General features: G+C 55.8%; 23 protein-coding genes, 5 rRNA genes and 1 pseudogene (1 of these 29 running past the window's edge). 7 read left to right on the top strand and 22 right to left on the bottom strand.

The window, feature by feature from the left end:
• Positions 1-48 precede the first annotated feature (48 nt).
• From EAV92_RS03065 to EAV92_RS03035, 7 genes are all read right to left on the bottom strand, one after another.
• Positions 49-312 (bottom strand): YuzB family protein, encoded by a 264-nt coding sequence (locus EAV92_RS03065; protein ID WP_123039707.1) that lies wholly within the window; start codon positions 310-312, stop codon positions 49-51.
• Positions 299-601, bottom strand: a complete 303-nt coding sequence (locus EAV92_RS03060; RefSeq protein ID WP_123039706.1) for an iron-sulfur cluster assembly accessory protein — start codon at positions 599-601, stop codon at positions 299-301. The genes EAV92_RS03065 and EAV92_RS03060 overlap by 14 nt, the downstream gene beginning before the upstream one ends.
• A 15-nt stretch (positions 602-616) precedes the next feature.
• On the bottom strand, positions 617-886 hold the full coding sequence (locus EAV92_RS03055; RefSeq protein WP_123039705.1) for a hypothetical protein: 270 nt from the start codon (positions 884-886) through the stop codon (positions 617-619).
• A 73-nt stretch (positions 887-959) separates the two neighbouring features.
• Positions 960-1,850 (bottom strand): M14 family metallopeptidase, encoded by an 891-nt coding sequence (locus EAV92_RS03050; protein ID WP_123039704.1) that lies wholly within the window; start codon positions 1,848-1,850, stop codon positions 960-962.
• Positions 1,851-1,981: 131 nt separating this feature from the next.
• Positions 1,982-2,794: a glutamate racemase gene (racE, locus tag EAV92_RS03045; protein ID WP_123039703.1), complete on the bottom strand. Its 813-nt coding sequence runs from the start codon at positions 2,792-2,794 to the stop codon at positions 1,982-1,984.
• Positions 2,795-2,969: 175 nt separating this feature from the next.
• Positions 2,970-3,320: a YtxH domain-containing protein gene (locus EAV92_RS03040; RefSeq protein ID WP_241158418.1), complete on the bottom strand. Its 351-nt coding sequence runs from the start codon at positions 3,318-3,320 to the stop codon at positions 2,970-2,972.
• Positions 3,321-3,391: 71 nt separating this feature from the next.
• Positions 3,392-3,817 carry a hypothetical protein gene (locus EAV92_RS03035; RefSeq protein WP_123039702.1) on the bottom strand — a complete coding sequence of 142 codons (426 nt, stop codon included), beginning with the start codon at positions 3,815-3,817 and terminating at the stop codon, positions 3,392-3,394.
• Between the two features lie 389 nt (positions 3,818-4,206).
• On the opposite strand from EAV92_RS03035, the pseudogene EAV92_RS25170 reads away from it, so the two are divergent.
• Positions 4,207-4,356, top strand: a pseudogene (locus EAV92_RS25170) (transposase); the annotation flags it as partial.
• A gap of 36 nt (positions 4,357-4,392) precedes the next feature.
• Positions 4,393-5,115, top strand: coding sequence for a hypothetical protein (locus tag EAV92_RS03030; RefSeq protein ID WP_241158417.1), 723 nt, complete (start codon positions 4,393-4,395; stop codon positions 5,113-5,115).
• 314 nt (positions 5,116-5,429) lie between these two features.
• Here the strand turns inward: EAV92_RS03030 and EAV92_RS03025 are convergent, their stop codons facing one another.
• The 4 genes from EAV92_RS03025 to EAV92_RS03015 form a co-directional block, all read right to left on the bottom strand.
• Positions 5,430-6,074, bottom strand: coding sequence for a helix-turn-helix transcriptional regulator (locus EAV92_RS03025; RefSeq protein ID WP_123039700.1), 645 nt, complete (start codon positions 6,072-6,074; stop codon positions 5,430-5,432).
• A gap of 113 nt (positions 6,075-6,187) precedes the next feature.
• Positions 6,188-6,613, bottom strand: coding sequence for a DUF86 domain-containing protein (locus tag EAV92_RS03020; RefSeq protein ID WP_123039699.1), 426 nt, complete (start codon positions 6,611-6,613; stop codon positions 6,188-6,190).
• A 16-nt stretch (positions 6,614-6,629) separates the two neighbouring features.
• The gene (locus tag EAV92_RS25005) at positions 6,630-6,764 is read right to left on the bottom strand and encodes a hypothetical protein (RefSeq protein ID WP_277424217.1); all 135 of its coding nucleotides are present in this window, start codon (positions 6,762-6,764) and stop codon (positions 6,630-6,632) included.
• Positions 6,765-6,781: 17 nt separating this feature from the next.
• A complete protein-coding gene (locus EAV92_RS03015) occupies positions 6,782-7,069 on the bottom strand; it encodes a Dabb family protein (protein ID WP_123039698.1) in 288 nt (95 codons plus the stop codon).
• Between the two features lie 88 nt (positions 7,070-7,157).
• Between EAV92_RS03015 and EAV92_RS03010 the strand changes: the two genes are divergently transcribed.
• Positions 7,158-7,409: a hypothetical protein gene (locus tag EAV92_RS03010; protein ID WP_123039697.1), complete on the top strand. Its 252-nt coding sequence runs from the start codon at positions 7,158-7,160 to the stop codon at positions 7,407-7,409.
• A gap of 61 nt (positions 7,410-7,470) precedes the next feature.
• Here the strand turns inward: EAV92_RS03010 and EAV92_RS03005 are convergent, their stop codons facing one another.
• From EAV92_RS03005 to EAV92_RS02990, 4 genes are all read right to left on the bottom strand, one after another.
• The gene (locus EAV92_RS03005; RefSeq protein ID WP_123039696.1) at positions 7,471-7,845 is read right to left on the bottom strand and encodes a cupredoxin domain-containing protein; all 375 of its coding nucleotides are present in this window, start codon (positions 7,843-7,845) and stop codon (positions 7,471-7,473) included.
• A 115-nt stretch (positions 7,846-7,960) separates the two neighbouring features.
• Positions 7,961-8,365 (bottom strand): phage holin family protein, encoded by a 405-nt coding sequence (locus tag EAV92_RS03000; protein WP_123039695.1) that lies wholly within the window; start codon positions 8,363-8,365, stop codon positions 7,961-7,963.
• 70 nt (positions 8,366-8,435) lie between these two features.
• Positions 8,436-9,047 (bottom strand): sporulation-specific diadenylate cyclase CdaS, encoded by a 612-nt coding sequence (gene cdaS / locus EAV92_RS02995; RefSeq protein ID WP_123039694.1) that lies wholly within the window; start codon positions 9,045-9,047, stop codon positions 8,436-8,438.
• 96 nt (positions 9,048-9,143) lie between these two features.
• Positions 9,144-10,058 carry a DHH family phosphoesterase gene (locus tag EAV92_RS02990; RefSeq protein WP_123039693.1) on the bottom strand — a complete coding sequence of 305 codons (915 nt, stop codon included), beginning with the start codon at positions 10,056-10,058 and terminating at the stop codon, positions 9,144-9,146.
• Between the two features lie 228 nt (positions 10,059-10,286).
• On the opposite strand from EAV92_RS02990, the gene EAV92_RS24385 reads away from it, so the two are divergent.
• Both EAV92_RS24385 and EAV92_RS02985 read left to right on the top strand, forming a co-directional pair.
• Positions 10,287-10,529: a hypothetical protein gene (locus EAV92_RS24385; RefSeq protein WP_164472615.1), complete on the top strand. Its 243-nt coding sequence runs from the start codon at positions 10,287-10,289 to the stop codon at positions 10,527-10,529.
• 125 nt (positions 10,530-10,654) lie between these two features.
• Entirely contained in the window at positions 10,655-11,023 is a 369-nt protein-coding gene (locus tag EAV92_RS02985) for a 4-fold beta flower protein (RefSeq protein ID WP_123039692.1), read from the top strand.
• A 45-nt stretch (positions 11,024-11,068) separates the two neighbouring features.
• Here EAV92_RS02985 and EAV92_RS02980 read toward each other — a convergent pair whose 3' ends face one another.
• Complete coding sequence (locus EAV92_RS02980; protein WP_206424276.1) at positions 11,069-12,328, bottom strand: sensor histidine kinase; 1,260 nt, start codon at positions 12,326-12,328, stop codon at positions 11,069-11,071.
• Positions 12,329-12,466: 138 nt separating this feature from the next.
• Between EAV92_RS02980 and EAV92_RS02975 the strand changes: the two genes are divergently transcribed.
• On the top strand, positions 12,467-12,655 hold the full coding sequence (locus EAV92_RS02975; protein ID WP_123039690.1) for a hypothetical protein: 189 nt from the start codon (positions 12,467-12,469) through the stop codon (positions 12,653-12,655).
• Positions 12,656-12,687: 32 nt separating this feature from the next.
• Here the strand turns inward: EAV92_RS02975 and EAV92_RS02970 are convergent, their stop codons facing one another.
• Entirely contained in the window at positions 12,688-13,965 is a 1,278-nt protein-coding gene (locus EAV92_RS02970) for an MFS transporter (protein WP_123039689.1), read from the bottom strand.
• A 58-nt stretch (positions 13,966-14,023) separates the two neighbouring features.
• On the opposite strand from EAV92_RS02970, the gene EAV92_RS02965 reads away from it, so the two are divergent.
• Positions 14,024-15,175, top strand: a complete 1,152-nt coding sequence (locus tag EAV92_RS02965; protein WP_123039688.1) for an MFS transporter — start codon at positions 14,024-14,026, stop codon at positions 15,173-15,175.
• A gap of 19 nt (positions 15,176-15,194) precedes the next feature.
• On the opposite strand, the gene rrf (EAV92_RS02960) is transcribed toward EAV92_RS02965, so the two are convergent.
• The 5 genes from rrf (EAV92_RS02960) to EAV92_RS02940 all read right to left on the bottom strand — a co-directional run.
• Positions 15,195-15,311 (bottom strand): 5S ribosomal RNA (rrf, locus tag EAV92_RS02960).
• An 86-nt stretch (positions 15,312-15,397) separates the two neighbouring features.
• A 23S ribosomal RNA gene (locus EAV92_RS02955) occupies positions 15,398-18,438 on the bottom strand.
• 213 nt (positions 18,439-18,651) lie between these two features.
• Positions 18,652-20,204, bottom strand: a 16S ribosomal RNA gene (locus EAV92_RS02950).
• A gap of 350 nt (positions 20,205-20,554) precedes the next feature.
• A 5S ribosomal RNA gene (gene rrf / locus EAV92_RS02945) occupies positions 20,555-20,671 on the bottom strand.
• Positions 20,672-20,758: 87 nt separating this feature from the next.
• Positions 20,759-21,588, bottom strand: a 23S ribosomal RNA gene (locus tag EAV92_RS02940); it runs 2,101 nt beyond the window's last position.
• Together the 16S, 23S and 5S rRNA genes form the textbook arrangement of a ribosomal RNA operon.

The following is a 21,588-nucleotide window of genomic DNA, read 5'->3' as shown; positions in this document are numbered from 1 at the left end:
AAAAAACCGTTCCGCTGCAGTCGATCAACTGCGGTCGGAACGGTTTTTTTACTTCTTCACGTATTTGCTTGCTTTCTCGACGGCCTCGTCCTCGGTCGGAGCCGTGACGTAACGGCCGTTCACGAACACGAAGGCGTACCTCGAGCAAGGTCCGCAGTAAGACTTGCAGCCGACCTTCACTTCCGTGCCCGGCGCGATTTTCTGCAGCTTGGAAACCATCGATTTCACCCGGATGTGGCGGCATTTGTCGCAGATGCGGATATCGTTGGGGCCGTTTCCCGCCGCAGTCGATCCGTTTTCAGTGGTCGCCATGGTTGCCTTTGCTCGGATTGGTGATCACGAAGCCTTCTTGTGGAAAATAGAGATAGTCGATTTTCACGCCGTCCAGCAAATCTTCGCCCCTAGTGAGGATGACGTCGATGTCTTTGTCCGTGGGGACGACTTCGTCTTTATCGGTCGGCTGGCCCAAATCCAGACCGTAATGCGCATGGTCTCCGTGGCTGTGCGTAATGACGACGCGCAGCTTTTTATCGGCGTTTTCCGGCTTGTCCAATTCGCGCCGGAGCACGTTGGCCGCGTTGCGGGTAATTTTGCACTTCATCTCGTTCCACTCCCGTCATGGTCTCGTTCTATTGTACTGGTTTCCCGAAACGTTTTCCAGCGCGTATTTCCGTTCCATTCTGCGGGCGTACCATGCCGCTGCAAAGACGGTCACGGCAATGTCGTCGATCGGAACGAACGGCATCACGTCGGGTAGAACCCAGTATAAGGCCACGGGAACGATGAACCCCAGCTTGTCCGCCAGCTTCACCTGCGGGGAACGCAAGATGTTCCACACGCGGGAAGGCAGCCGGCTCCAAAGCCGGCCAAACGATTTTCGGGGCATGGGGGGCCCTCCTCTCCGCCTCTCGGCGTCCTGTCGATTGCCCCCAGTTTACCCTCACGGCGCTGAAATGAATCTATAACGGAAGATCGAGCGCTTCTGCGAAGAGCCTGTTCAGCTTCTCGGAAATGGACGGAAACTCCGCCGGCGGCAGCGGATTTCGGCCGAATCCGGCCTCTACCGTGAACCCTGGGCGCCGGAACGTTTGAAGGAACCAATCCTTATAGCCGGCATCGCTTCCTTCCAAATACACCGCCCGGTAACCGGCCGCCTTTGCCAGCCGCTCCGCCCAATCTCCGGCTTCGGGAGGCTCGTATCCCCGGTAGTTCCAATAGATCTCTTCTCCTTGCGTATGCAAGGAGAGCACGGCGTGAAAGTCCATAAGCGCCGTCCATTCCGCCAGCGCCCGAGCCTCCGGTTCACTGAGGGGCGCCGGCCCGCCGTAATCCCGGGGACCGGGTCCTGCCGTTCCCCTGCGTTCCCGCTCCGTCTCCCAATGGGCCGGAAACTGGTCATTCAAATCTACCCCCCGCGCATTCGCTTTCCATTCGTCAAATCGCGGGTTGTAACCGTTCCAGTGAAGGAGTTCCCGGTACAGAGGATGGGCGGGGGATAAGCCTTGCTGAACCAACTCCACGCCGTCCGGATTCAGCATGGGGACGACCCACAGCGTGTTATTGCGAAACAGCTCGCACGCCGGTTTGCCGCCGATCTTTCCTTCTACGCAACATGCCTCGGCGTACGCTTCCGCAAAGCGCATGACCAGCGGTGTCGTGATCCATTCGTTGGCGTGGCAACTTGCGTTAAAGTGCCACCTGAACGGGCCATGGCCGATCCGCAGCGCGTAAATCGGCATGCCCAGCACGCTGCAGCCGATCGTGCATACCTGAAGAAAAGGATACTTCAAACTCAACCGCCAAAGCTCCCTCGTCAACTCCGCGGAGCCGTATCGGCCTGCTCCCGTCATTCCGCTCTCCCCTTCTCGCAAGACTGTTACTGATGATGTATGTTCGAGAAGGTTCTTGCATGTGTCTCGCAACGAAAAACGCCCGGATTCGAGGAATCGAATCCGGGCGCTCGTCACTTCGCTTCGCGATGTCAGCCCCCGAGCTGGGGCACCCGCCAGACGACGGGGGTCAAACGGATTTGTTCGCCCAGCCAGGCCGAGGCGATTTCCTGGAACTTGCGCGGTTCCCCGCTGCAAAAGAACTGGTGAACCGGTACTTCGTCCCGTCCCGCGAGCACGTTATTCTCATGGAGAATCGTGCTGATCTCCCTCGCGGTTTCCTCCGCCGAACTGATCAAGCTCACTTCGGGTCCCATCACTTCGGAGATCGTCTCCGAGAGAAACGGATAATGCGTGCACCCGAGAATGAGGCAATCCATGGCCCCCTGTTTGATGGAAGCCAGAGATTCGGTTACGACACGGTGAGTTTCAGCCGACCGGAAATTGCCGTCTTCCACGAGGGGAACGAAATCCGGACAGGCTCTGCTCACGACTTCCAAACGCGGCGACAACATCCGCAGCGCCGTTTCGTAAGCGCCGCTTTTGATCGTCCCCTCCGTCCCGATCACGCCGATCACGCCGGTCTTCGTACGGCCGATGGCCGCCCTGGCTCCCGGATTGATCACGCCTACGACAGGGATGTCCACGCGGCTCCGGATATCCTGGAGAGCGACGGCGGTGGCGGTATTACAGGCAATGACGATCATTTTGGGGTGGTACTGCTGCAAATAGTCCACGATCTCACGGGTAAAACGAACGACTTCCTCCGCAGGTCTGGGTCCGTATGGAGTTCGAGCGGTGTCGCCCAGATACAAAATTTTCTCCCGGGGCAATTGGCGCATCACTTCTTTTACGACGGTCAGTCCGCCCACTCCGGAGTCCAGGACTGCAATCGCCTGCTGCACGAGAACACCGCTTTCTTCTGTATAGAGTGGAGTCGATTCTTGTTAAATTATGAGGCCCTACCTGAAAAGGTACCTACATCTTAGCCTATATTTAGACAAGGTTCAAGGCAGCCGAAACAGCGCGAAGCCCGGCGGGAGCGGGCTTCGCGCTGTCGATCGGTACGCTTGCCGGCGGTCAGAGAGCCGCGGAACGGTCCTCCGACTCTACTTGAACGTCGACTGCGTTCTCTGCCGTTTCGGATTCCGCGTTTCCTTTGCGGGAACGGATATCCGTGACGAAGCGTCCTGCGGCTTGCTTGGCGTCGGAAGCCAATTCAGACGAACGCTTCGCGAAAGATTGGACGGCCGCACCGGCTTGGCGTCCCACTTCCGCGGTTTTGCCGCCTACTTTCTGTGCGGTCACGGAAATGTCCTTACGCAGCTCTTTGCCGGATTTCGGCGCCAGCAGCAGAGCGGACACCGCACCCGTGACCGCTCCCGTCAGCGCGCCCCACATAAACGACTTCACGATTTTTTTGTTTGCCATTCTGACTCACTCTCCCGAATAAATATCATCCGCACTCACTCCCGGGCGGCAATTTGGGGCCGCGGCTTTGCTTAACTGCGTTCGCGAATGCTCTGCCACAACCGGCGAACGATCCCGGCGACATCGGGCTCAGGATCGCTCGCCTCGCCGTCTCCTTCGCCGTTCTGATGGCGCAAGGTCAAACGGTCGTGCCAGAACGCGGCGGCGCTAACGGCGGCTTGCGCGGCCGTTTCCGCGGCTTCTCCGACGGCCCTCGCCCCCTCCGCGAGCCGGGAGAAGCCGGCAATCGAATCGCGGCATGCGGCTGCCGTTTCCCGCGCTTCTTCCGCCAGTCGGGCGTATTCCTCCAGCGCGAAACTCGTCTTGGCCGCCAATCGCAGCGCCATCCGATCCCATCTACGCAAAGCACGAGCCAAGCGCCAAGCAATGGCGCCTATCACGACAGCCGCTGCAATCGCGGCAGCGGCTACCGCGTAAGCGGCCACGTCCCATGCCATCGCCATCCCCTCCTGCCAATCGTGTCACCCGGGCGAATGCCCATGCGGTTAATGACAGTATAGTGAGGCGGCGCTCGTCTTGACACAGCGGACATCGCAATCATTTTCCGGCATTATGAACACTATCCCGTCGGCTCAGGTGGATGAAGAGGCAAATACGGTAATTTTGCGTTTCCCGCTATGTCGGAGAACTTTTTCGCCGGTTTGAACAGCCAGATTGAAGGAATCGCGCGTCGCATCCTCATTTTCGGACGTTATGACCATTATCCCCTCGGCTCAGGTGAGGTGGGGGAAGAAGGCTGCAGAATCGTGGAAAACACCTTGTCACCAGAACGTATGTTTGGTAAAATTAGTTAAGCAGAACAAACGTTCCTATTGGCGAGGTCGTAATGATGGAAAAGATGTTCGATTGCGAAGAAACCTGCGTGAAACTCCTCTACCGCGCAAAGTGGCCGGACGGCTACATCTGTCCTCGCTGCGGTCACGGGCAGTGCTTCACCATTCAAATCCGGCGGCTCCCCCTGTTCGAATGCCGTTCATGCGGGCATCAAGCTTCGCTTACGGCAGGCACGGTCATGGAAGGAAGCCGGTTGCCGCTGAGGTATTGGTTTCTGGCGATCTATCACCACGCACACAGCGAGGCCATCAGCGCCTCACGGTTAAGCCAAATCCTCCAGGTCACCTACAAAACGGCCTGGCTCATGGGACATAAAATCCGCCACGCGATGAGCCAATCGGGCGGGCATCAGCTGCTCACGGGGCTCGTTCGGATCACGCCGGCTATTTACGGGAGAGCCTATAACTCAACGGCTTGCCGGCACCCGCAGGAGCATCCGCTTTTGATCGGCGCAGCTCTGAACGGACACGGTGAACCTCACTCTATCAAAATCGCGCAAATAGAAGGAGACGACATTAACGGCCGTTCGCCCTGTTATTCCGGAGTGTGGAAGTTTCAACAACGCCATGTAAGTCCGAGAGCCATCGAAGTTATTTCCGACAATCGAAGACCGATCCACGATCGCTCCAAACAGCTCATGCAGATTGGCAGAAGGGCATCCAAATGGCTCAACGACACCTTTAAAGGCATCGGCCCCAAGCACCTTCAACCTTATCTGGATCAATTCTGCTTCTTATGGAATCATGAAAAAAATCCCCTTACGACATTCAACCACTCATTGACTTGCTGCGTGACTTTCCCTCGCATTACTTACAAAGCTTTAACTTCTCGCCCGGACCGCAAGCCCGCTGCGTTAGACTACTATCGAGTACGCAAAATGAAACGAAAATTCGCAAGTTAACGTGTGAATTGTGCTGCTTAGCCAGTCCCTCTGTGTGCACCAGTTTTTCTTGATTTCACGCTTTTTTGAAGATCAACTTTGCCCTTCCATTAAACTGAGCGAAGTATATGATGGCCATAACGGAGGATTTGCGCTAGCTACTTAGGTGTCGACACGAAGCCTCTGCAAGTTACCTTGACCCCCATCCTGAGCGATGTAAATAGTGGTCATAATCTCTGAAAAGAGGGAGTATACCCGGCTTCAGCACGAAAAATGGGACAAACAAAAACCCAGACGCGGAAGCGCTGGGTTCGTGTTATCGGCGATATATGAGGCTAAGCCCGGTTTTTGCGAATGAGGTAGGTGCAGCGCTGACTACCGTCGGCGAGGCACTCGGTGCGTTCTACTTCGGCACCCAAAAGACGCTCGAACAGCTGACGCTCGCAACTGCAGGCTTGACGGTAACGGTTCGCGACTTGCGCCACGGGACAGTTGTATTCGTACAGTTTATAGGCGCCGGGCTCCTTGTCGTCGGGCACCCAATCGGCCATGTACCCGCCGATATTCTGGATGGAGGCGAGCTCGGCGACGCGCTCTTCCAGGCTTCGATTGGACATCCGCTCGCGAAACCGAGTTTCGAGCTTATCGCGGCGCCCTTCGAACATTCTGTCGATCATTTCGGCCCCGCCCTGCTGCTCCTCCAACTCGCTCAGCAAATCCAGGGTCAACTGAGGGTAGTTCTTGGGGAATAGATCATCGGCTTGCTCCGTGAGCGCGTAGCGGTACGACGGGCGTCCCATCGCCTGCCTGACCAATGTGGAGTTGATCAGCCCGTCTTTCTCCATGGACTGGATGTGGCGTCGGACGGCCATTTCGGTAATGCCCATCGCCTTGGCCATGTCGCTGGTGCTGCAGCTCCCCTGCGTTTTCAGCATCTGAAGCAATTGGCTGCGGGTAGAGCGTTCTTCCTGCGGCTGCATGAGCATCCCTCCTTGTCCGGCGGCCGATCGATCACCGTTCGACACGAATTCGCCGTTTGATCCCATTGTACCGGAAACGGCACGTACCGTAAATCGCCCCTTTGGCGGAGGAATCACGTGTCTAGTTCATTATGCAAGTACTGTTTGACCTGCTCGCCAAATCGAGTCAGTACTCCCGGCATGTCCGGGGTTAACGGATGCAGCTCGTGACGAGGCCAATCATAATATTCCTGAACCAAAGGCTTGCGCAGGGAAACCAATCGCCGCAGCGTGTCCGCGACCTCGGCCGGCACGACACCCTCGCCTGCGATAATGTCCACGATGTCCTCGTAGCTGCTGGCATCCCGCATGATAAACCCGTCGATCAGTGAACTTCCGACGTCCGTGACGATTTCGATGGCGAGGTGCAAAGCTCTCTCCTGTGCCAGGCCCTGCGTCAATGTTCCTTTCCAATCCGAAGCCGCTTCCGATAACGCTTGGGCGACATCCGGAATGCTGGCCAACCGAAGGTCGATGCTCTCACGGTTTACGTAATACACGCCGATCGGCCTCCTTCTACTTGCGTTTGCGCTTTCCTCTGCGTTTCAGCCATAAAATCATGACGACGGCGCTGATGAGAATGACGATGAGGTAAGTCATCATCTCGAACAAATCGCCGTTGCCCATATCCACTTTTTCCGCCAACAACATGGATGACACCCGCCCTATCAGGACTCGTAATCGGCGCTGACCGAGGATTCCCGAGCCGTCGCCATATGCTCGATGACTTTTTGGTGGACCGGATGCACTTGATAAGCCTGCAAGGCCTCCATCGAGGCGAATCGGGTCGTAAGCGCGATGTCGTAAGAACGCTCGGAGTGCAGGACGTCAATGCCGACTTCGATGGACAGCAGCTCTTCGATTTTGCCTTCCATGTCGCGCAAAACCTGCGCAGTGCGTTCCACGCTTTCCGGCGAGCGGTCCTTCAACTTAAACAAGACGATATGAGTAATCACGTTCGTTATCCCCTTCCGTTTTTGGAGGTATCCTACCGGCAGTCCGCGCGCATACTACGGGCATCACTCGGCCGAAGGGAGCTTCGACATGTTTTATCCCGTCACCTTAGCCTTCACGCTGTTCGGCGCCGCGTTATGCTTGTTCAACTATTCCGGATACGATCCCCATAATGTGTTCCTGTTCATGTTCAGCGTTCCCATCTGGTTCGTGGAACTGTTCACCGACATCCATAAGGTTAACGTGTGGTTCATGTACCTTTTGACGATTCTCAGCTACGCCGTGATCGGCTATCTGGCCGATCTCGGCATCAAGCGGCTGAAAAGTTGGAGACACCTGTAACACGCAGATTGCGGATGTGCGCATAATGGGAAAAAAGGAGCCTATTAGGCTCCTTTTGACGTCAAGACACGACTATGGTCGATTGCATGTTTGCGTGTCCTTGACCGCACATGACCGAGCAGTGAAGCTCATAGGTGCCGGGCTTGTCGAACGTGACTTCCGCGGTCGGATTGTTCTCGTTCAGATTGATCCCGAGGTCCTTGATCTCTGCGCCGTGTTTGCCCAATTTGTTGGAAAATTTGATCGTGTATTTGGTTCCGGCTTTGACGTGGTACTCCTTCTGGTCGAACTCAAAGTTGGAAGCCGAAATCTTCAGCAATTCCTCTCCCGCCGGCAGAACTTCCTCTTTCGGTTTCTCCGGCAGCCCCGACGCCAACAAGTAAACGCCAAAGGCACAAGCGATGGTCACGATCGTGGACATGATCCATTTGTACATCGAGTGCTCCCCCTGCTCATCCAAAATGTCTACCTCTTATATTACCTAAAATGAGCAATTGAACTCAAGCAGGGATTGAAGTTGGGACGTCAACTTTTTTTCACTTTTGACAAATTCATGAACGCCTCTCGTCGTCCGCACGGTCGCGCAAAATTTGAACCATTCTTTTCACGCTTCCGGGAAGAGGCAAGCCCAGGCGTCCGTAATTCTCCACGACGGACAGCAGCTCATTGACCAAGTAAAAAGAAACCGCTCCACCCATCACCATATTGACGCCCAGCAAAACGTCGATCCGATGCGCCAGAAGGATCACCAAAAACGTCAGCCCTTTTTTGCCTAGGCCCCAAAAGCCGACGGAGCTGTTCAGCCCCGTCCCGCTTCTCACGGCGGCCACGACCCCGGTCAAGTAGTCTATCCCCATTAAGACGGCCAGCAGGGTCAACGACTCCTGCCAAATGCCGAAAGAAAACGTGATGACGGATCCGATCACCGCCGTTGCGGCACCCGCGTAAAACTGCATGTCCCATCCCTCCCCCAACAATACGCCGAGATGCTACAGCATATGGGTTGGAAGGACGGGCGGGAACGGCTTACACCGGGGTGGAGAAAGGATAAAGCTTGCCTTCCATCGCGAAAGAGGACTTGCCGGTTTCTTCGGAGACGACGATCACCAGCGCATCGCACCGTTCGGACATTCCCCGCGCCGCCCTGTGTCGGGTTCCTTCCTTGCCGCTTCGCGCTCCTTGTTCGGACAGGGGAAGGACGCTGGCGGCCGAGTGGATTTTGTCTCCGCGGATGATGGCCGCCCCGTCATGGAGCGGACTGCCGGGAATGAAAATCGATTCGAGCAGGGAATGGGTCAGCTCGGCATCAATCTTCACTCCCGGCGTTACGAACAGATCGACAGGATCGCTTCGCTCGATGACGGCCAGAGCGCCGTGCCGGCGTGCGCTCAGATGCTTCACCGCCAGCGCCAGCTCGCGATAACGGTTCGTGAACGAAGCCAAATAACAGCGCAAATAGAACCCTGCCGCCAGCGATTCGATCTCCGCGAAACGTCCGCCGATTTGATCGAATTCGCTCAGCATGCAGTAGCTTTCGTTTTCCAGCCCTTCCATCAAGTGCGAAATGTTCTCCGATATGTCCTGCAGCTTGGTCCTGAGTTCCTTTTTCAAGCCCGTATTGTCGCAATCGTCGTACACGGTTCGACCACCTTTACCGACTCGTATGCCCCTATTGTTACCCGCAACGAAAAAACTCTTCGCGCAAAACGCGAAGAGTTCCGATCAAGCGGAAGGTTATGCTTGGAAAGCGGTAGTGATTTCGCCGATGACGCGATCCGCGTCGGCGTATGGGATCTGGCAGGTTCCGGCCGCTTCATGCCCGCCGCCGCCGTATTTGCGCATCAAGTGGCCGACGTGGGTACCGCAGGTGCGATTCACGATGCTGTGTCCGCACGCGATCGAGACATTTTGTTTTTGGAAGCCGTCCACGACCCATAAAGAAACGTTTTGTTCGGGGAACAGCGCATAGACCAGGAAACGGTTGCCGGGATAAATCGTCTCTACGCCGCGCAAATCCGTCACGATCACGTTTCCTTCGGTGCGGGTATATTGCTGGAGCATGGCGCGGAATTCCGCATCCAATTCGAAATAGCGCTTCACGCGTTCCGCAACGTCGGAATCCTGTAAAATCCGTTCCACCGGCTCCGTCGCGCAGAGATCGACCAGCTTCTCCATCAGTTGGTAGTTGCTGATCGTGTAATCCCGGTACCGGCCAAGCCCGGTCCGCGAATCCATAAGAAACGACAACAGGTCCCAGCCTTCCGGACGCATAATGTCTTCCCGGCTGAATTTCGCCGAATCCGCTTTGTCGACGCCCCGCATCAGGTCGTCCAATTCGCCGCCGAATTTATCCCGCCCGCCGAAATACTCATACACCACGCGAGCCGCGCTGTCGGCGATTCTGACTTCGCCTTTGAATTCGAAACCTTCGTCCTGCGACCGCTTCAGCTCGCTCGCGTGGTGGTCAAACCACATCCCGCAGCCCGGAACATAGGGCACGTTGGTTAGAATGTCATCGGCCGTTACCGTGACCGTCCCGTCCTGCATGTCTTTGGGGTGAACGAATTTCATCTCTTCGATCATTCCCAGCTTCTTCAGAAGCACTGCCGTCACCAAGCCGTCGAAGTCGGAACGGGTAACTAAACGCATCTGTTTTCATCCTCCAGTTTACTAGGACAAACCTACCATTTTGGTGTCTATTGTACTAGAAACCTGTCGATTTCGCACGGAAAACTTTGCCTGTTTGGATTGGACGATTGCGGATGATCCCGGAAATGTGCGTTCGACCATCTTTCGGGCCATTTCCGTGGGGCAAGCATCACGATTTATACCGTCCGAATATGCTGACATCATCAAGTGACAAGGAGGGATTTGTGAATGCGTTATGAACCCGTGAAGCCTTCGCCAGTTAACGTAACGCCTGTTAACGTATCGCCCGTGAACGTCATGCCGAACTTGCCGATGCCTTATCCGGTCGCTCCTGTGAATGTGGCGCCCGTTGCGGAAAATGTCCCCTATCATCCGCACCACCATCACCACTGCTTACCGTGCTATCCCGTCCACTATCACCCGTGCCACCACTTCGGTTGGTATGACGACTGGCTGTTGCGCAGAAAATAAACGACAACCCCGTCGGCAGCCGCTGACGGGGTTTCGTCATATCTTTCCACCATTTGACAAGTTGATCTTCCCACCTGCAGCGTTTATTCTTAAAGTATCTTATTTCACGGGGGATTACGAACGAGATGCTTCAGCCATTATTCGACCGATACTGTAACCACGTTGCCTACCTTGGCAACAACCGTTACTTGTTCGATACCGATTTGAATTGGATCGCTTTCGTGGACAACCGGCAAGCCTGGTCCAAGGAACTGAAGTGGATCGGGCCGATCAACGGCGTGATTTGCATGGACAAAGACGGCAAAGTCGTCGCTTGGGGCATGGGGCAGAAGGTCATGGGAGACCCTTCCGTTCACCGGAAGCCGAAATTCCCGCCTCGGCTGCCGGAGGAACCGACCTCCTTCCTCCGCCCGATGCCCCAAAACCCGCCGATCCCCGCAACGCCGCTGGTCGGATGGTCCAACTTGTCTTTCGCCGATTGGGTGAAAGGCTGATCGCGAAGAACCCCGCTTGCCGCAGACGGCAGGCGGGGTTCTTGTTTATGCGGACGGGAAGGAAATCTGAAAATGGGTTCCTTCCCCGACCTTGCTGGCGACATTGATTTTGCCGAGCATGTTGTGAATGATGTTGAACGAGACCATCGTACCGAGGCCCGTCCCCTTCTCCTTGTTCGAGAAATACGGGGTACCCAGGCGGTTGATTTGCTCGGGGGTCATGCCTTTGCCGGTATCGCCGATCAGCAGCACGATTTCGTCCTGCTGCCGGGTCACCTTGAGGTTGAGCACTCCGCCGTTTTCCATCGATTCGATGCCGTTTTTGGAAAGGTTGATGATGCACTGCCGGAGCTGCTGGCGGTCTCCCAAAATGTGCAAATTGTCCTCTGTCTCCACGCGAACCTCGATATCCTGGGTGTCCTGATAGGAGGATAGAACGGAACTGACGTAGGCGATTTCTTCTCCCAGGTCGATTTTCTCCCTGACTTCCGGATATGGGCGGGATAGAGACAGGTAATCGGTAATGATGCGCTGCGCCCGGTCGATTTCCTCGAGGGCGATTTTGCCGTAAAACTGTCTCTTCTCAGGAGGAGGCTCCGTCGGACCGCTGAGCAGCTGGATGAATCCTCTCACCGAGGTCAAGGGGTTCCGGATCTCGTGCGCCATCGACGCGGAAATGATGCTGGCCACCCTCAGTCTCTCCGACGCGAGCAGGTCTTTTTTCAGCTGCATGTTTTTGAGAACGGATTCGATCGTATACAAAGCCAGGGCCATAAAAACCCCTTCAATCACGTTCAAGGGAAGACGCGGGTTCACCAAAATGCCGGAGTCGATAAAGAAGTAGAAAATCACTTTCGCCGTCAGCTTGGACAAAAACGATACGAGAAACGTAAGCACCATTTTCACGGGAAGGCGCAGCGTCCGATATTTGCGGATGTAAAAATAAAAGAATGCGAAGCTGATCATATCGTACAGATAGGACAAATACTGCCCTTGCCCACCGATGAACCAGCGGAAAAGCATGGAACTTACGCAAACAAGGAAGGAAACGAACGGGTTGGTGTAAAGACAGGCCATGATGAAAGGCACAGAGTGTAGGTTTTGGTAAAATCCGTCGGTATCGTTCACCGGCATCAGCAGGCACAGCACGATCGGCAGCATGAAGATCGAATAAAGCAGGGCGTTACGCAGCGCCGGCTTCGCCTCGATTCGATCCTTGGACACGAATTGGTAGAAAATCAAAGGAAACATAATGAAAAATAAGTTCAACAGGAACGTTTCGACTTTATAGTCGAAGAGCGTCATCTCGCCATCACCTGCAATCATTCTTTCGGTGCATTCCCGGCATTCGCCCATCTTTTCGCGGTTTGCCCCGGACAATCATCACGGTGGGCAGCCGGAGAATACGATGAAGCATCCATACAAGAAGGAGTGGTTGCGAACTTGGCTTTAACCCCTTACCCCCACGGACAGTATCCGGGTCCTTACTATCATCCCTATTACGCTCATCCGCACTATCATCCCTACTACTATCATCCGCATCATGTCCATCCCTATTACCATCCCTACGGATATCACGGTCCCGTCGTCATTTACGGAGGATATCCGCGCGAGGAAGAAGATTTCTTCTGAAACCCGTTTGAGGAGGCGGTCCGTCCGTCTCCTCATTCGCCGTTTGCCGGTTCCTCGGCGGGTCGGAAACGATCCTTGCAGAAAAAGAAATAGAAGAGTACGGAGATCAACGTATAGACGACGGCCGTAATCGAAAATGCGTACGCGTACCCGTAATAGGAGCCGTATTGCGCAATGAGGCCGGTACTGACCGGTGCCGCGAGGAACCAGCCCAGGTTAAACATCGCTTCTCCGGAGCTGGAGGCTAGGCCCCGCATGGCGGGATCGACGTACTTCATTTTGATCGTATTGTAAAATGGGGTGGCGGCGTTCATGAGCGCTTGGCGGAACAGATATCCGGTGCCGGCGAGGTAGAAGTTCGTGGAGTAGGCCGTAACCAGCATGAAGGGAATCGAGCTGAGCTGCAGGACGACGACGGCTTTGGCGTCACCCAGCTTGCGGGCGAAAACCGGCCCGAGCAAGTACGCGAGCGCGGTCGCACCCTGTCCCAGCGAGACGATGAGCCCGATAAGGGTATTGCTGATGAGAAACCGATCTTCGAAGTAAACGTTCAGGTAAGGCACGATCATGCCGCCGGCGCTCGAGGAAAGGAGGCTCAGGAAGGCGAACAGCGCGATGATCTTCAACGAGGCTCGTTGCCGCCCCGACAGGCGTTGCCATTGCACGCCCGGTTTTCCGCTCACGGCTGCCGTCGTACCGTCGGAAGAATACGCCAGCACGGGGACAAGCCCTAGGGCGATGAACCCTACGCCGATCATGAGCGTCCATCGCAAGCTGACGACTGCGTCCAATCCGAGAAGATAGTGGAACATGTCGCTGAACGAGCCGCCGATCAGGTTGCCAAGCACGCTCGCGATCATGGCCAGCGCCATGTTCAAGCTGAACAGGTGCACCCGCTGGGCCGGAGTGGAGTTGTTCGCCATGAACGGCAGGATCGTCGCCGACACGACCGCCTGGGCCATGCCGCCGAGAAACGCCGAGAACATCAGTCCCTGGCGCCCTTCCAGCAGAGATCGGGCCGTCAAGGCGGCCAGAACCAGCAGCAGGCCGTAGGACACGACGCGCCTCGGGCCAAGCCTGTCGTTGAGGATGCCGGCAGGAATCAGGATGATCGCGGACGCCACCGCGGTCATGCCGACCAGGCTCCCGACCATGGTGTGCTCGAAGCCGAGCGCCCGAACATAGAGATTATAGACAAGCCCGAACGTGCCCAGCCCCGCATTCCACATGAAATTAAACAGGAGAAACAAGCGGATGTTCCGGCTGTATCCGGCGAGCTGCATTTTCCATTCGTTTATGAATATAGACATAGCTTAAGGGTACTCGATAAGATGTAGTTGTTCAATCTTAACATGACGAGGGGATCCCATGCCGCAAAATTTAACGTATTTCGTCTTATATTACTTCTTCTTTTACATGGGTAACGCGGTTTACGGCACGTTTATCCCTCTCTATTTTCAAGAGAAAGGGTTTCTCCCTTCCCAGATCGGCACCCTGCTGAGCGTCGGCCCGCTTGTCGCCATTCTGGCCCAGCCGCTCTGGGGACTGCTCAGCGACCGGGCGGTCACGAAAAACCGGGTTCTCCTGCTGCTTCTCGCCGGCAGCGGCGCGGCCGTGCTGCTTTTCCAGTTATCCGGCGCCTTCGCGTATTTGCTGCTCATGATTTGCGTGTTCACTTTTTTCCAAACTTCCGTGCCGGCCGTCACTGATGCCATTACACTGGAAGCATTGGAGCAGAGAAAGCAAGGACATTTCAGCCGCATCCGCATGGCCGGCACAGTCGGTTTCGCGCTTATGTCGATCCTGTTCGGTCTCATCGCGGAGAAACGCGTCGACCTGCTTTTCTCCGTTTACGCGCTGATCATGGCGGTCTCGTTTCTGCTCGTCCTTCGTTTTCCTCGCGTCGCGGGCCACCAAGCCGGAGGACGCAAAATGCAGGTGTGGGCGCTGTTTCGCAATCGAAAGCTCATGCTTTATTTCGGGGTAAACTTTATCCTGCACATCACGCTTGGTTATTACTACACGTTTTTCCCGTTGTATTTTGCCGACATGGGCGGCAGCAACGCCTTGCTGGGGTGGTCGATGGTGATCTCTTCGTTAAGCGAAATCCCTTTCCTGTTGGCCGCCAATCGGTTATTCCGGCGCTTCGGCGTTCACCACATCCTGCTGGGCGCGGGAGCGGCCTCCACTCTGAGATGGCTGCTGTTCTCGGTCATCCAGGATCCGTTGTGGGCGCTGCCCGTACAGCTGTTGCACGGCTTGATTTTCATCGTGTTATCCGTGACCATGGCGACGGTCATCAATCGCGAGGCGCCGGACGAGCTCAAGGCGAGCGGACAGACGCTCAACGCCTTGCTCAGCCTGGGACTCGCCCGCATCATCGGAAGCTTCGCCGGCGGGTGGGCCAGCGAGGCGTTTGGCATGAGCCGCGTTTTCTTGTTCAACGCGGTCGTCGCCGTCGTCTGCGTTGTAACTTTCGCGGCCGTATTCCGCGAACGCAAAAAAGACACCTTCGCTTGAAGGTGTCTTTTTGTGTTTGGCCTGGCGACGTCCTACTCTCCCAGGACCCTTCGGTCCAAGTACCATTGGCGCTGGAGGGCTTAACGGTCGTGTTCGGGATGGGTACGCGTGGAACCCCTCCGCCATTGCCACCAGATCGGATTTGTTCAAGGTTTACACCCTGAAAACCGGATAGCGAAACGTGAAAGCAGTGCTGAAGAAACAATCACCTGTGTTACTGCGTAGGATAAGCCCTCGACCGATTAGTACCCGTCAGCTGCACGCGTTGCCGCGCTTCCACCCCGGGCCTATCAACCTGGTGTTCTTCCAGGGGTCTTACGAATTGGGAAATCTCATCTTGAGGCGGGCTTCGCGCTTAGATGCTTTCAGCGCTTATCCCTCCCGCACTTGGCTACCCAGCGGTGCTCCTGGCGGAACAACTGGTACACCAGCGGTGCGTCCATCCCGGTCCTCTCGTACTAAGGACAGCCCCTCTCAAATTTCCTACGCCCGCGACAGATAGGGACCGAACTGTCTCACGACGTTCTGAACCCAGCTCGCGTACCGCTTTAATGGGCGAACAGCCCAACCCTTGGGACCTACTTCAGCCCCAGGATGCGATGAGCCGACATCGAGGTGCCAAACCTCCCCGTCGATGTGGACTCTTGGGGGAGATAAGCCTGTTATCCCCAGGGTAGCTTTTATCCGTTGAGCGATGGCCCTTCCATTCGGTACCACCGGATCACTAAGCCCGACTTTCGTCCCTGCTCGACTTGTGGGTCTCGCAGTCAAGCTCCCTTATGCCTTTGCACTCTTCGCGCGATTTCCAACCGCGCTGAGGGAACCTTGGGGCGCCTCCGTTACTTTTTAGGAGGCGACCGCCCCAGTCAAACTGCCCGCCTGACACGGTCCCTTCACCGGATTCACGGTGACAGGTTAGAACTCCGATACGATCAGGGTGGTATCCCAACGTCGCCTCCACCGAAGCTGGCGCTCCGGCTTCCAAGGCTCCCACCTATCCTGTACAGACCGTACCAAAGTCCAATATCAAGCTGCAGTAAAGCTCCATGGGGTCTTTCCGTCACGTCGCGGGTAACCTGCATCTTCACAGGTACTAAAATTTCACCGGATCTCTCGTTGAGACAGCGCCCAAGATCGTTACGCCATTCGTGCGGGTCAGAATTTACCTGACAAGGAATTTCGCTACCTTAGGACCGTTATAGTTACGGCCGCCGTTTACTGGGGCTTCGGTTCACAGCTTCGGGTTGCCCCTAACCGCTCCCCTTAACCTTCCAGCACCGGGCAGGCGTCAGCCCGTATACTTCGCCTTACGGCTTCGCACAGACCTGTGTTTTTGCTAAACAGTCGCTTGGGCCTCTTCACTGCGGCCCCCTCGCGCTATTCACGCTACCGGGGCACCCCTTCTCCCGAAGTTACGGGGTCATTTTGCCGAGTTCCTTAACGAGAGTTCTTCCGCGCGCCTTAGAATTTTCATCTCGCCTACCTGTGTCGGTTTACGGTACGGGCACCTTCGCCTGGCTAGAGGCTTTTCTCGGCAGCGTGAGCACAAGACCTTCGGTACTGCAATTTTCCCTCCCCATCACAGCTCAAGGTTATAGTGCACGGATTTGCCTATGCACACCCCTTACTGCTTGGACGAGCTATTCCATCAGCTCGCGTCCTTGCCCTCCTGCGTCCCCCCATCGCTCGTAACGGCTTACGGTGGTACAGGAATTTCAACCTGTTGTCCTTCGACTACGCCTTTCGGCCTCGCCTTAGGTCCCGACTTACCCTGGGCGGACGAACCTTCCCCAGGAACCCTTAGGCTTTCGGCGGACAAGATTCTCACTTGTCTTTTCGTTACTCATACCGGCATTCTCACTTGTATGCAGTCCACCAGTCCTTCCGGTCTGACTTCTACCCGCATACAACGCTCCCCTACCCAAGTCGTAGCCTTCACTTCACTCTGGTGTGTTTAGCTGGGGCATTTGGTCAGAATCCTTGATCGACCTTTAAAGTCGATTCTGACTAATGTCCCGGTGCCAACCAGAACAAAGTGAAGACTACGACATGCCATAGCTTCGGTGGTGTGTTTAGCCCCGTTACATTTTCGGCGCAGAGTCACTCGACCAGTGAGCTATTACGCACTCTTTAAATGGTGGCTGCTTCTAAGCCAACATCCTGGTTGTCTTCGCAACTCCACATCCTTTCCCACTTAACACACACTTGGGGACCTTAGCTGATGATCTGGGCTCTTTCCCTCTTGACGACGGATCTTAGCACTCGCCGTCTGACTCCCGAGTACACATCCATGGCATTCGGAGTTTGACTGGACTTGGTAACCCTTGGCGGGCCCCGCACCCAATCAGTGCTCTACCTCCATGATGCTAAACCTCGAGGCTAGCCCTAAAGCTATTTCGGGGAGAACCAGCTATCTCCGAGTTCGATTGGAATTTCTCCCCTACCCCCACGTCATCCCAGAGCTTTTCAACGCTCACGAGTTCGGGCCTCCAGTGCGTATTACCGCACCTTCACCCTGCACAGGGGTAGATCACACGGTTTCGGGTCTACGACCACGTACTTAAGCGCCCTATTCAGACTCGGTTTCCCCTCGGCTCCGCCTCTACAGCTTAACCTTGCACGTGAACGTAACTCGCCGGTTCATTCTACAAAAGGCACGCCATCACCCATTAATCGGGCTCTGACTTCTTGTAAGCGCACGGTTTCAGGTTCTTTTTCACTCCGCTCCCGCGGTGCTTTTCACCTTTCCCTCACGGTACTGCTTCACTATCGGTCGCCAGGGAGTATTTAGCCTTGGCAGATGGTCCTGCCGGATTCCCACGGGGTTTCACGTGTCCCGCGGTACTCGGGATCCGTCTCGGAGAGAGCAGGCTTTTGGCTACAGGGCTTTTACCTTCTATAGCGGGACTTTCCAGTCCTCTTCGCCTAACCTGCTCTTTTATCACTCCATGTGAGACGTCCCACAACCCCAGGGAGCAAGCTCCCTGGTTTGGGCTAATCCGCTTTCGCTCGCCGCTACTGACGGAATCACTCTTGTTTTCTTCTCCTCCAGGTACTTAGATGTTTCAGTTCCCTGGGTGTGCCTCTTCATGAGCTATGGATTCACTCATGAGTAACTGCGCATTACCGCAGCTGGGTTTCCCCATTCGGAGATCCCCGGATCAACGCCCACTTACGGCTCCCCGAGGCATATCGCTGTTCGTCGCGTCCTTCATCGGCTCCTGGCGCCTAGGCATCCACCGTGCGCCCTTATTAGCTTAACCTTGCTGTGGATCCTGAGATCCGCAGTTGCAGTCAAGACACAAGGTGCTTGATGTTTTCTTCAGCGCATTGCTTTCGTTTCGCTATCCAGTTTTCAAGGTGCAAGTTGAGATGAGTGATGCTTGCGCATTGCTCTCTCAAAACTGAACTCGAGCGTAATACGTGCCACTCTGCCGAAGCAGCTGTGGACTTTAATGCCCCGAAGGGCTCCTTAGAAAGGAGGTGATCCAGCCGCACCTTCCGATACGGCTACCTTGTTACGACTTCACCCCAATCATCTACCCCACCTTCGACGGCTGGCTCCTTGCGGTTACCCCACCGGCTTCGGGTGTTGTAAACTCTCGTGGTGTGACGGGCGGTGTGTACAAGACCCGGGAACGTATTCACCGCGGCATGCTGATCCGCGATTACTAGCAATTCCGACTTCATGCAGGCGAGTTGCAGCCTGCAATCCGAACTGAGACCGGCTTTGCTGGGATTGGCTCCGCCTCGCGGCTTCGCGACCCGTTGTACCGGCCATTGTAGTACGTGTGTAGCCCAGGTCATAAGGGGCATGATGATTTGACGTCATCCCCGCCTTCCTCCGGTTTGTCACCGGCAGTCAGCCTAGAGTGCCCACCTTTACGTGCTGGCAACTAAGCTCAAGGGTTGCGCTCGTTGCGGGACTTAACCCAACATCTCACGACACGAGCTGACGACAACCATGCACCACCTGTCTCCCCTGTCCCGAAGGCCGCCTCTATCTCTAGAGGATTCAGGGGGATGTCAAGACCTGGTAAGGTTCTTCGCGTTGCTTCGAATTAAACCACATACTCCACTGCTTGTGCGGGTCCCCGTCAATTCCTTTGAGTTTCAGTCTTGCGACCGTACTCCCCAGGCGGAGTGCTTAATGTGTTAACTTCGGCACCGAGGGGTGGACCCCCCCGACACCTAGCACTCATCGTTTACGGCGTGGACTACCAGGGTATCTAATCCTGTTTGCTCCCCACGCTTTCGCGCCTCAGCGTCAGTTACAGTCCAGAGAGCCGCCTTCGCCACTGGTGTTCCTCCACATCTCTACGCATTTCACCGCTACACGTGGAATTCCGCTCTCCTCTTCTGCACTCAAGTCTCCCAGTTTCCAGTGCATCACGGGGTTGAGCCCCGCACTTAGACACCAGACTTAAGAAACCGCCTGCGCGCGCTTTACGCCCAATAATTCCGGACAACGCTTGCCCCCTACGTATTACCGCGGCTGCTGGCACGTAGTTAGCCGGGGCTTTCTTCTCAGGTACCGTCACCCAGGGAGCAGTTACTCTCCCTGGCGTTCTTCCCTGGCAACAGAGCTTTACGACCCGAAAGCCTTCCTCACTCACGCGGCGTTGCTCCATCAGACTTGCGTCCATTGTGGAAGATTCCCTACTGCTGCCTCCCGTAGGAGTCTGGGCCGTGTCTCAGTCCCAGTGTGGCCGTTCACCCTCTCAGGTCGGCTACGCATCGTCGCCTTGGTGGGCCGTTACCTCACCAACTAGCTAATGCGCCGCAGGCCCATCCATAAGCCACAGCTTGCGCCGTGTTTCCCAGCAAGATCATGCAACCTCGCTGCGTATCCGGTCTTAGCATTCGTTTCCGAATGTTATCCCGGTCTTATGGGCAGGTTGCCTACGTGTTACTCACCCGTCCGCCGCTAACCTCTTCGGGAGCAAGCTCCCTCAGAGATCCGCTCGACTTGCATGTATTAGGCACGCCGCCAGCGTTCGTCCTGAGCCAGGATCAAACTCTCCATAAAGGTAAAACCTTATTGAAGAACCTTGAAGGCTCAAAAGTTAAAGCTGGTTTGTTCGAGCCGAAGCTCAAACCGTATTACGCTCGATGTTCAGTTTTCAAGGAGCAATTTCTTGCTTTGCTCACCGCACCGTTTCCGGCGCAGGAATTACATCTTATCAAATCGGCAAGCACCGCGCAACCCACAATGTTTTCCAGATTACTTCGTTCTTGCTCGACCCCGCCGCGTTTCCGCGACAGGAGTTACATCTTACCGCGTTCGAGACGCGGCCGCAACCCCAAAATGTTGCCAATCGGAGCTGCAGTTGGGCGATAAAAAAGATACCTTCGAATGAAGGCATCCTTCATGTCCCGGCCTGGCGACGTCCTACTCTCCCAGGACCCTTCGGTCCAAGTACCATTGGCGCTGGAGGGCTTAACGGTCGTGTTCGGGATGGGTACGCGTGGAACCCCTCCGCCACTGCCACCAGATCGGATTTGTTCAAGGTTTACACCCTGAAAACCGGATAGCGAAACGTGAAAGCAGTGCTAAAGAAACAATCACCTGTGTTAACTGCGTAGGATAAGCCCTCGACCGATTAGTACCCGTCAGCTGCACGCGTTGCCGCGCTTCCACCCCGGGCCTATCAACCTGGTGTTCTTCCAGGGGTCTTACGAATTGGGAAATCTCATCTTGAGGCGGGCTTCGCGCTTAGATGCTTTCAGCGCTTATCCCTCCCGCACTTGGCTACCCAGCGGTGCTCCTGGCGGAACAACTGGTACACCAGCGGTGCGTCCATCCCGGTCCTCTCGTACTAAGGACAGCCCCTCTCAAATTTCCTACGCCCGCGACAGATAGGGACCGAACTGTCTCACGACGTTCTGAACCCAGCTCGCGTACCGCTTTAATGGGCGAACAGCCCAACCCTTGGGACCTACTTCAGCCCCAGGATGCGATGAGCCGACATCGAGGTGCCAAACCTCCCCGTCGATGTGGACTCTTGGGGGAGATAAGCCTGTTATCCCCAGGGTAGCTTTTATCCGTTGAGCGATGGCCCTTCCATTCGGTACCACCGGATCACTAAGCCCGACTTTCGTCCCTGCTCGACTTGTTGGTCTCGCAGTCAAGCTCCCTTATGCCTTTGCACTCTTCGCGCGATTTCCAACCGCGCTGAGGGAACCTTGGGGCGCCTCCGTTACTTTTTAGGAGGCGACCGCCCCAGTCAAACTGCCCGCCTGACACGGTCCCTTCACCGGATTCACGGTGACAGGTTAGAACTCCGATACGATCAGGGTGGTATCCCAACGTCGCCTCCACCGAAGCTGGCGCTCCGGCTTCCTAGGCTCCCACCTATCCTGTACAGACCGTACCAAAGTCCAATATCAAGCTACAGTAAAGCTCCATGGGG

The sequence above is a fragment of the Cohnella candidum genome (assembly GCF_003713065.1).
Lineage (GTDB): Bacteria > Bacillota > Bacilli > Paenibacillales > Paenibacillaceae > Cohnella > Cohnella candidum.
The sequence above is the reverse complement of the archived record's forward strand: the minus strand, read 5'-3'. Positions and strand labels throughout refer to the sequence as shown.

Bases quoted from the DNA above. Each gene is read 5' to 3' on its own strand.
- EAV92_RS03065 (WP_123039707.1), bottom strand. From the start codon at position 312: ATGGCGACCACTGAAAACGGATCGACTGCGGCGGGAAACGGCCCCAAC.
- EAV92_RS03060 (WP_123039706.1), bottom strand. From the start codon at position 601: ATGAAGTGCAAAATTACCCGCAACGCGGCCAACGTGCTCCGGCGCGAA.
- EAV92_RS03055 (WP_123039705.1), bottom strand. From the start codon at position 886: ATGCCCCGAAAATCGTTTGGCCGGCTTTGGAGCCGGCTGCCTTCCCGC.
- EAV92_RS03050 (WP_123039704.1), bottom strand. From the start codon at position 1,850: ATGACGGGAGCAGGCCGATACGGCTCCGCGGAGTTGACGAGGGAGCTT.
- EAV92_RS03040 (WP_241158418.1), bottom strand. From the start codon at position 3,320: ATGGCAAACAAAAAAATCGTGAAGTCGTTTATGTGGGGCGCGCTGACG.
- EAV92_RS03035 (WP_123039702.1), bottom strand. From the start codon at position 3,817: ATGGCATGGGACGTGGCCGCTTACGCGGTAGCCGCTGCCGCGATTGCA.
- EAV92_RS03030 (WP_241158417.1), top strand. From the start codon at position 4,393: ATGGAAGGAAGCCGGTTGCCGCTGAGGTATTGGTTTCTGGCGATCTAT.
- EAV92_RS03025 (WP_123039700.1), bottom strand. From the start codon at position 6,074: ATGCAGCCGCAGGAAGAACGCTCTACCCGCAGCCAATTGCTTCAGATG.
- EAV92_RS25005 (WP_277424217.1), bottom strand. From the start codon at position 6,764: ATGTTGTTGGCGGAAAAAGTGGATATGGGCAACGGCGATTTGTTCGAG.
- EAV92_RS03010 (WP_123039697.1), top strand. From the start codon at position 7,158: ATGTTTTATCCCGTCACCTTAGCCTTCACGCTGTTCGGCGCCGCGTTA.
- EAV92_RS03005 (WP_123039696.1), bottom strand. From the start codon at position 7,845: ATGTACAAATGGATCATGTCCACGATCGTGACCATCGCTTGTGCCTTT.
- EAV92_RS03000 (WP_123039695.1), bottom strand. From the start codon at position 8,365: ATGCAGTTTTACGCGGGTGCCGCAACGGCGGTGATCGGATCCGTCATC.
- EAV92_RS02990 (WP_123039693.1), bottom strand. From the start codon at position 10,058: ATGCGTTTAGTTACCCGTTCCGACTTCGACGGCTTGGTGACGGCAGTG.
- EAV92_RS24385 (WP_164472615.1), top strand. From the start codon at position 10,287: ATGCGTTATGAACCCGTGAAGCCTTCGCCAGTTAACGTAACGCCTGTT.
- EAV92_RS02985 (WP_123039692.1), top strand. From the start codon at position 10,655: ATGCTTCAGCCATTATTCGACCGATACTGTAACCACGTTGCCTACCTT.
- EAV92_RS02980 (WP_206424276.1), bottom strand. From the start codon at position 12,328: ATGACGCTCTTCGACTATAAAGTCGAAACGTTCCTGTTGAACTTATTT.
- EAV92_RS02970 (WP_123039689.1), bottom strand. From the start codon at position 13,965: ATGTCTATATTCATAAACGAATGGAAAATGCAGCTCGCCGGATACAGC.
- EAV92_RS02965 (WP_123039688.1), top strand. From the start codon at position 14,024: ATGCCGCAAAATTTAACGTATTTCGTCTTATATTACTTCTTCTTTTAC.